Annotated in this window: 4 protein-coding genes; all 4 read right to left on the reverse strand. The window is 70.1% G+C overall.

Translation table 11 applies throughout. From position 1 onward, the window contains the following. Positions 1-34: 34 nt before the first annotated feature. Entirely contained in the window at positions 35-4,582 is a 4,548-nt protein-coding gene (locus tag CGE01nite_RS16415) for an alpha-L-arabinofuranosidase family protein (RefSeq protein ID WP_170211008.1), read from the reverse strand. A 281-nt stretch (positions 4,583-4,863) separates the two neighbouring features. Beyond that, positions 4,864-5,916 (reverse strand): ABC transporter permease subunit, encoded by a 1,053-nt coding sequence (locus CGE01nite_RS16420; protein ID WP_048343166.1) that lies wholly within the window; start codon positions 5,914-5,916, stop codon positions 4,864-4,866. Then, a complete protein-coding gene (locus tag CGE01nite_RS16425) occupies positions 5,913-6,989 on the reverse strand; it encodes an ABC transporter permease (protein ID WP_048343165.1) in 1,077 nt (358 codons plus the stop codon). The genes CGE01nite_RS16420 and CGE01nite_RS16425 overlap by 4 nt, the downstream gene beginning before the upstream one ends. Further along, positions 6,986-8,527 (reverse strand): sugar ABC transporter ATP-binding protein, encoded by a 1,542-nt coding sequence (locus CGE01nite_RS16430; protein ID WP_048343164.1) that lies wholly within the window; start codon positions 8,525-8,527, stop codon positions 6,986-6,988. Before CGE01nite_RS16430 ends, CGE01nite_RS16425 begins: the two co-directional genes overlap by 4 nt. Between the last annotated feature and the right edge of the window lie 307 nt (positions 8,528-8,834).

An 8,834-nucleotide genomic window follows, 5' to 3' on the forward strand; every position in this document is an offset into this window, starting at 1 on the left:
CGGGACGCGACCGATCGCGGCCCGCGCCAGCCGGTCAGCGGACGACGAGCGTCGCCGTGCCGACCGAGGACGTCACGGACGAGGTGCCCGCGTAGGACGCCTTGACGGCGTAGCTGCCCGCCGCGAGCTTCGGGAGCGTCACCTTCGCCGTCCCGGAGCTCGTGAGCGAGGCCGTGCGCGTCGCCACGACCGTGCCGCCGCGCGTCACGGTGAACGTGACCGTGCCCGTGGGCCGCACGCCCGTCGCCGTGACCTTCGCGGTGAGGACCGGCGCGGTCGTCGGCTTCACCGTCGGTGCCGTCACCGTCGTCCGCGACGGCGCCTTGGTCACCACGAGCGTGACCGTCGACGTCGAGCCCGCGAACCTCGCGTCGCCGCCGTAGGACAGCGTGAGGCGGTGCGTGCCGACCTTCAGGTCGGTGCGGACCGTCACCGTGACCTTGCCTCGCACGAGCGTGCCCGTCCCGACGAGGCGCGTGCCGTCCAGCACCCGCACCGTGCCCGTGGGCGTGCCGCCCGCGCCGGCGACCACGACCGCGACCGTGCGGGTGGCGCCGTAGGCGACCGTCGACGGCGACAGCGTTCCCTTGGTCGTGGTGGGCGTGAGCGTCACACCGGCCTGCGGCACGACGACCGTGCCGGCCGCCTCGACGTTGCCGACCTTGTCGACCGCGCGGAACCACACGGTCGTGGCCGCCGAGCCCACCGTCACGGGCGTCGCGTACGTCCGCCACGTGCCGGACGACGAGGTCCGGTACTCGATGCGGGCGACGCCCGCACCGTTGTCGGCGGCGCGCAGCGTGACCGTGCGCGCCGTGCTGTCGACGACCGCGTTCGAGACCGGTGCCGTGGCGTCGATCCGGAACGTGAGGGCCTTGACCAGCGAGACGTTGCCGGTCGCGTCGAACGAACGCGCCTGCACGGTGTGCTCACCCTCGCCCGAGACCTGAACCGTCGCGGTCTCACCCGCCGTCGGCGTCCACGCGCCGCCGTCGACCGCGACCTCGACCCGGTCGACCGCGCGGTCGTCCGCGCCCGTGGCCGTGACCGTCACGGGCTGCCCGAGGTAGCCCTTGACGGGCGTGCCCGAGGCGGTCAGCGACGCGACCGTGGGGATCGTCGTGTCGGGCGTGTGCAGGCGCAGGAAGGTGATCGAGTACGCCGGGAAGTCGTACGTGAAGTCGTTCGACACCCCGGTCAGCGCGCGCTCGACCGGGATGAGCCTGGTCGGGTTCGCCTTCGTGTTCATGTCGCCCGGCTGCCCGACGATCTCGATCGCCGTGCCCTCGCCCTCGACCTCGACGTCCGAGGTCACGACGCGGGTGCGGCGCACCGAGTCGGAGGTGTTGACGACCTTCACGACGAGGTCGCCGGCCGCGACGTCGCGCGTGACGACCTGGTACACGTCCGCCGGGACGACGTCGTCGAACTCCATCTGGAGCTCGCCGTCGAGGTAGAGCTCGATGTGCCGGCCGTCGACGACGACCTTGAGGTCGTACGTCTGACCGGTCACGATCGAGTGCCCCTCGACCGCGGCGACCTCGCTGGCCGCACCGCCCGCTGCCTTCTGGAGCGCCTGGCGGGTGTTGTTCCAGCCGCCGAGGTTCCACCAGTAGAAATTGTTCGTGCCCGTGGCCGCGAACCCGACGAGGAAGCCCTCGCTGCCGGAGACCTTGGTCGCCTCGAGCTCGAGCGTGTAGTTGTCCCAGTCCTTCGCGTACGCGCCGGTGACGATCGAGCGGGCGTCGGTGACCGACGACGACGACTGGCGGTACTTGCCACCCGTGACCGCCCACGACCCGGTCTGCGGCGACCACGCGTCGGCCGTGCCGGAGAAGTCGTCGGAGAACAGCACCTCGTCGGTCTCGTCGTCGGTGACCACGACGTCGTCGTAGTCCGCGACGGTCGACCACGTGGACAGGAACACGCCGCCCGACAGGTCCGGGACCGCCTCGGTGGCCGTCTCGTACCCGCTCGGGACGACCTGGTCGCCCTTGTTGTTCCCGAACAGCTCCTGCACGTAGTAGTTGACCGAGCCCCAGGACTCGTCGTTGTCGTACCAGATCGCGTCGGGCGACCACTGCACGTAGCTCTCGTTGGCGAGCAGCGGCGCGTACGACGCGAGCTTGACGATGTCGGAGTTGCGCTCGATCGCCGTCATGTACGACGCCTCGGACAGCGCGTTCCACAGCGTGTTGCCCTTGGAGGCGTACTCGCCGAGGAACACGGCGGGACCCTCCCGGTCGTACGAGTCGTAGCGCTCGTTGTTCGTGAGGAACCAGTCCGGGTCGTTGTAGTAGTGCTCGTCGACCATCGCGACGTCCTGCGCCCGGTTGTAGGCCCACAGGGTGTCGAAGCGCGCGCCCGCGTCGTCGGGGCCCGAGTTCGAGATGATCGTGACGTCCGGGTACCGCGCGGCGATCGCGTCGCGGAACTTCGGGAAGTTCGCCTCGAACGTCGTCGTGTTCTCCTCGTTGCCGAGGCCGATGTAGCGCAGGCCGAACGGCTCCGGGTGGCCCAGCGACGCGCGCACGGCGCCCCAGGTCGTCGTCGTCGCGCCGTTGGCGAACTCGATCAGGTCGACCGTGTCCTGCACCCAGCGCGCGATCGTGGCGTCGTCCTTCATCTCCGGGATCGTGCTGCCGCAGCCGTTGGCGCCCACCGAGAGCACCGGCAGCGGGGTCGCACCCAGGTCCTCCGCGAGCTCGAAGTACTCGAGGTACCCGATGCCGTAGGACTGGTTGTAGCCCCAGAAGTTCCAGTTCGTCGCCCGCTCCTCGACGGGTCCGATGGTCTCCTTCCACTGGTACGTGCGGCGGCGGTCGACGTAGCCGGACTCCTCGTACGTCTTGAACGTGCCGACGTTGGTCACGCAGCCACCGGGAAAGCGGACGAACGAGGGGTTGAGCGCCTCGATCTTCTCCGCGAGGTCCTTGCGGAGCACCGACTTGCCGTTGACCGGCCCGACCCACGTGTCCTGCGGGAACAGCGACACCTGGTCGAGCCGCAGCGTGCCCGCGGCGCCTGCGAGCACCGCGAGGCGGCCCGCGTCGGTCGTCGCGGTCGCCGTGAGCGTCACGGCGTACTTCTTCCACGTGTCCGAGCCGTCGACGGCTACCGTGCCGGTCGCGACGACCGCGGTCCCCGCGACGTTCTCGACCTGCACCGTGAGCGTCTGGGCCGCGCTCGTCCGCGCCCACACCGAGAAGTCGTACGACGCACCGGCCTCGACCGGCACGCCCGTGTTGTAGCCGGCGTTGCGGATGCCCGCGCCGGCGCCCGTCGCTGCGAGCCTCAGGTAGTAGCGGTTGGTCGCGTTGAGCCGGTTGCCGTCCGTCAGGACCGTCGCCGTCGAGCCCGCACCCGCACCGCGCGCGAGCGTCTCCCACGCGGTCATGCCCGTGAACGACGAATGGTCGGACGTGTTGAACTCGAACGACCGGTTGCGCACCAGCTCGGCGTACAGGCCGCCGTCGGCGGCGTAGTTGATGTCCTCGTAGAAGATGCCGTACAGGTCCTCGGAGATGTCGATCGAGGTCGCGTCGCCGTCGATCTCGAGGACGCCCTCACCGCCCGCGACGTACTCGAGCGTGAGCGGCTGCGCGTCGCCGGCGGTGCCGAGCGTCAGCACGCCGTCCGCGCCGAGCCGCACCCAGCCCGAGCCGTCGGCGAGCCGCAGCGCCACCGCGCCGCCGCCCACGTCGGTCAGCCGCAGCTGCGCGGGCTCGTCCGCCGCCGCTCCCAGCGCCAGGCGGTCGTCGTCGACCACGACCGGCAGGTCGTCGCCGAGGGTGCGCAGCGTGACCGCACCGTCGTCGTCGCCGGCCGCGGGCACCAGGGCCAGCACGGTCGTCGGGCGCTCGTCACGCAGGGCGAGCGCGCCGTCGTCGGCGACGAGGTAGCGGGGGCCGTCCTGCGCGTGCAGCGTGAACGAGCCGCTCGGCACGACGTCGTCACCCTCGGCCGCCGTCAGCCCGAACGACTCGAAGGCCGCCTCGTGCGACGTGTTGTCCTGCGCCGCGAGGGCGTACAGGCCCACCGCGGTGATGTCGAACGAGATCGTCGTGCTCGACGCGACCACCCAGTCCGAGCCGGACCAGTAGCTGGTCGTGATCGTGTCTCCCGTGCGCTGCAGCCGCAGGGTCTCCCGCTCCGAGCCCGGCCGGTCCTCGAAGTCGACCGACGAGAACACGCCGCCGCTCTCGACGTCGGTCTCGATCGCCCTGCTCGACGGCGACAGCGAGCCCACGTAGTTGAGGCCCGCCCGGACGTAGTTGTCCTGGTCCGACCACGCGATGAGGCCCGCGCCCTGGTAGACCTTCGAGACGGGCGCGTGCAGGGTCGTCACTGCGGTGAAGTCGCCGTCGGGGATGTCGACCGTGAAGACGTTCTTCGCGCTGTTGGCCGTCTGGTAGGTGTCACCGGGCTGCGACGTGAGCGTCAGCGCCCCGGGGTTCGTCGACAGGGACCACGCGGAGGGCACCTCGGACGTGATCTCCCAGCGCGGGTCGAGCGTCGGAGCGTCGAACGCGTCCGTCCACTCCTGCGGGTCGGGGTCCGCCGCGGCGGCGGGGGCGGCCACCGCCGCACCGGCCGCGAGCACCGCGAACCCGGCTGCTGCGGCGACCCAGCGGGCCGCGCGGCGGGGGCGGCGTCTCTCAGGTCCTAGGACCCCAGCGGTCGCGAGAGCATGTGGAATCATCATCTGTGCTCCTACCTCTCCAGTGTGGTGAGCAGCACCCGAGGTCGCCTCGTTGCGACCCGCCGGGGAAAGCCCTCCCGTCCGCCGGGTCGCCCGGTGGCAGCCGGGTCCGGTCGGACGGGAGGGTCTCGTACCTGTTCAGTTGTGCGTGTGCGGGACCGCTATCTGCGCTTCGCGACGAGCACCCGCTGCAGCAGCACGAAGCCGAGCAGGATCGCGCCGATGAGGATGCGGTTCCACCAGATCTCGAGGCCCTCGCGGTTGCAGATCACCAGGATCAGGCCGTACACGGTCACGCCCGCGAACGTCCCCAGGACGTAGCCCACGCCGCCGGTGAGCAGCGCTCCACCGATGACGACCGACGCGATCGCGTCGAGCTCCATGCCGACGCCCGACAGGTTGTAGCCGGACTTGGTGTAGAGCGCGAACAGGATGCCGCCGATGCCGGCGCACGTGCCGGAGATGACGTAGACCCACATCTTGGTCGCGCCGGGGCGCAGACCCATGAGGCCCGCGGCCTGCCCGTTGTCACCCGCGCCGAGCCCGTACACCGTGCGGCCGAACCGCGTGTAGTGCAGCAGGTAGACCGCGGCGAGCAGCACGACGAGCGCGATGATCATCGACAGGTTGACGTACCAGATGTCCGGCTTCTCGCCGAACTTGATCTTCCACGAGGCGAGCGACGCGAAGCCCTCGTCCTTGATGCCGATGGCCGTGGTGCCGATCAGGTTCGCCAGGCCCCGCGCGAGGAACAGGCCCGCGAGCGAGGCGATGAAGGGTTGGATCTTGAAGTACTGGACCATCACCCCGATCAGCGAGCCGATCGCGGTGCCCACCAGGACGCCGACCACGAGCACGAACGGCAGGGGTGCGCCGTTCTCGAGCAGCTTCGCGACGACGAGGCCCGTCAGGGCCACCACGCCGCCGACCGACAGGTCGATGCCGCCGGAGATGATGACGAACGTCATGCCGATCGCCAGCACCAGCAGGTACGAGTTGTCGATGAACAGGTTCGAGAACAGCCGCGCGCTGATGAAGCTGCGGTCGTCGGTGCTGTACCGCAGCTGGCCGATGACGAGCAGCAGGATCAGCGTCGCGACCGTGCCGATCGTCGGCAGGTAGCGACGGTCGAGCAGGCGCCGCCACCACTGGGTCGAGTGGTCGCTGGGCGTGCGCTTGGTCGGCAGCTTCTCCGACACGGACTGCGCGGTCATGCCGACACCTCCACGGACTTGCGCGCTGCGGGCGGCTCGGGCAGGCGGGGCACGCGGCGCAGGCCGACAGACTCCCGCAGGCGCTCCGAGCCGGCGATGCAGATCGCGATGACGACGATGGCCTTGAACAGGTCCTTGGACTCCGACGGCAGGTGGAAGATGATCACCGCGCGGTCGAGGGTCGTCAGGATGAGCGCGCCGACGATCGTGCCCGCGAGGCTGAACTTGCCGCCGTCGAGCTTCGTGCCGCCGATGACGACGGCCATGATCGCGTTGAGCTCCATGAGCTGGCCGATGTTGTTGGCGTCGGCGGCCATGGTCGGCGCGCCGTAGACGAGACCCGCCAGCCCGGCCAGGAACCCGCAGATCACGTACACGAGCCACGTGATGTTGCGCGACCGGACGCCGGCCATGTGGCTCGCGACCCGGTTGATGCCGATCGACTCCACGAGCATGCCGAGCGCGGTCTTGCGGACCGCGAGCGCGACGGCCGCGAACACGACCGCGCCGATCACCACGGGCGTCGGGATGCCCAGCACGTACCCGGACCCGATCGCCTTGAACGGTGCCGAGTGGGTCGTGGTGATCTGGCCGCCCGTGAACGCGAGCGCGATGCCGCGTCCCGCGACCAGGATGATCATGGTCGCGATGAACGGTTGGATCCCCAGCCCGGAGACCAGGAACCCGTTGAACGCGCCGACGAGCGCGGCCACCGCGAGCGCGAGGGCGATCGCGATGAACGCGGTGCTCTTCTGCTCGCCGGTGCCCGAGTTGTCGATGTAGGTCAGCGCGACGGCCAGCGAGATCGCCATCACCGCTCCGACCGACAGGTCGATGCCGCCCGTGGCGATCACGAGGCACATGCCGAGCGCGAGCAGCAGGAACGTCACCGAGTTGCGGGCGACGTCGACGAGCTGGCCGAACAGGTGCCCGTCGACGACCTTGATGTCGAGGAAGCCCGGGCTCACGATCCCGCAGGCGACCCACAGCGCGAGCAGCGCCACGACGGGCCAGAACAGGTGGTGCTTGGCCACCCGGGAGACCCAGGTGGGGGTGTGCAAGGTGCCGGTCATGCTGCGTCACTCCCGCTCGCTGCGATGGTCTCGAGGACCGTGGACGACGTGACGTCGGGGCCGTTGGTCAGCTCCCCGACCTTCTCGCGGTCCCGCAGGACGACGAGGCGGTGCGACAGACGCAGCACCTCCTCGAGCTCGGAGGAGATGAACACGACGCCCATCCCCTGCGAGGCGAGCTCGACGACGAGCCGCTGGATCTCGGCCTTCGCGCCGATGTCGATGCCGCGCGTCGGCTCGTCGAGGATGATCAGCTTCGGCGACGTCGCGAGCCAGCGCGCCAGCAGGACCTTCTGCTGGTTGCCGCCCGACAGGTTCTTGATGAGCATGTTCGGGTTCGGCGGCTGGATGTTGAGCGCCTTGACGTAGCGGTCCACGACCTCGTCGAGCTCCTTGGCCGGGATCCGGCGCCAGATGCCGCGGTTCGCCTGGATCGCCAGTGCGATGTTCTCCCGGACCGTGAGGTCGGCGATGATGCCTTCCTTCTTGCGGTCCTCGGTGGAGTAGGCCACGCCGCTGCGCAGCGACGCGAGCGGCGCCGCGGACCGGACGTGCTCGCCGAACAGCGTGAGCTCGCCCCCGTCCGCGCGGTCCGCGCCGTACAGCAGGCGCGCGAGCTCCGTGCGGCCCGAGCCGAGCAGGCCCGCGAAGCCGACGATCTCGCCCTGGTAGACCTCGAGGTCGACCGGCTCGATCGAGCCCTGGCGACCGAGCTTGACCGCCTGGAGCAGCGGCTCGCCGCGTGCCTCGTCGTTCGCGACGCGCTGCGCGCCGGCCTCGATCGCGGCGAGCTCGTCGGTCGCACGGCCGAGCATCTTGGAGATCAGCTCGATGCGCGGGAGCTCCGCGGTCAGGTACTCGCCGACGAACCGCCCGTTGCGCAGGATCGTCATGCGGTCGCTGATCTCGTAGATCTGCTCGAGGAAGTGCGAGACGAACAGGATCGCGACGCCGCTGTCCCGCAGCGAGCGCACGACGGAGAAGAGCTCGGCGACCTCGGCCTTGTCGAGGCTCGAGGTGGGCTCGTCGAGGATGAGCACCTTGGCGTCGACGACCATCGCGCGTGCGATCGAGCACAGCTGCTGGACGGCGATCGAGTGCGAGCTCAGCTGCGACGTCGGGTCGATGTCCAGGTTCAGCCGGGCCAGGTACTCCTGGGCCTTGCGCCGCGTGGCGGGCCAGTTGATGAAGGGGCCGAACCGCACCTCGTGGCCGAGCATCACGTTCTCGGCGACCGAGAGGTTCGCGCAGAGGTTGACCTCCTGGTACACCGTGCTGATGCCGGCGCCCTGGGCCTGAGCGGTCGAGTGGAACTGGTGGGGCTCGTCGTCGACGCGGATCTCGCCTGCGTCGATCTGGTAGACGCCGGTGAGCGCCTTGATCATGGTCGACTTGCCGGCGCCGTTCTCGCCCATGAGCGCGTGGACCTCGCCCGGTCGGAGCGTGAGGTCGACACCGTCGAGCGCCCGGACCCCGGGGAACTCGATGGTGATCCCACGCATCTGGACGACGGGGGCGGAGTCGGACGTGAGAGACATCGTTGGTCATCCGTCCTGCTGAGAGAGCTGCTGCTGTGCGGGCAGCGGCCACGCGTGGACGCACGCCCCCGACGGGGCCGGGCGTCGCAGCGAGCAGCTGCGGGAAGAGGAACAGCCGTGCGGCGGGGCGAGCGGCCCCGCCGCACGGCTGTCATGGTGTCACTGGTACGTCACCTGCGTCAGTGCGGCCGCAGTGCGTACCGGCTTGCTCGCGTCAGTAGGCGCGTGCGTCGACGTCAGCCTGCGTGATGGTCTGGTCGAACGCCTCGTCGACGACGATGGTCTCCTTCGGGAGCTCCTCGCCGGC

It is taken from the genome of Cellulomonas gelida, from assembly GCF_006538725.1.
Lineage (GTDB): Bacteria > Actinomycetota > Actinomycetes > Actinomycetales > Cellulomonadaceae > Cellulomonas > Cellulomonas gelida.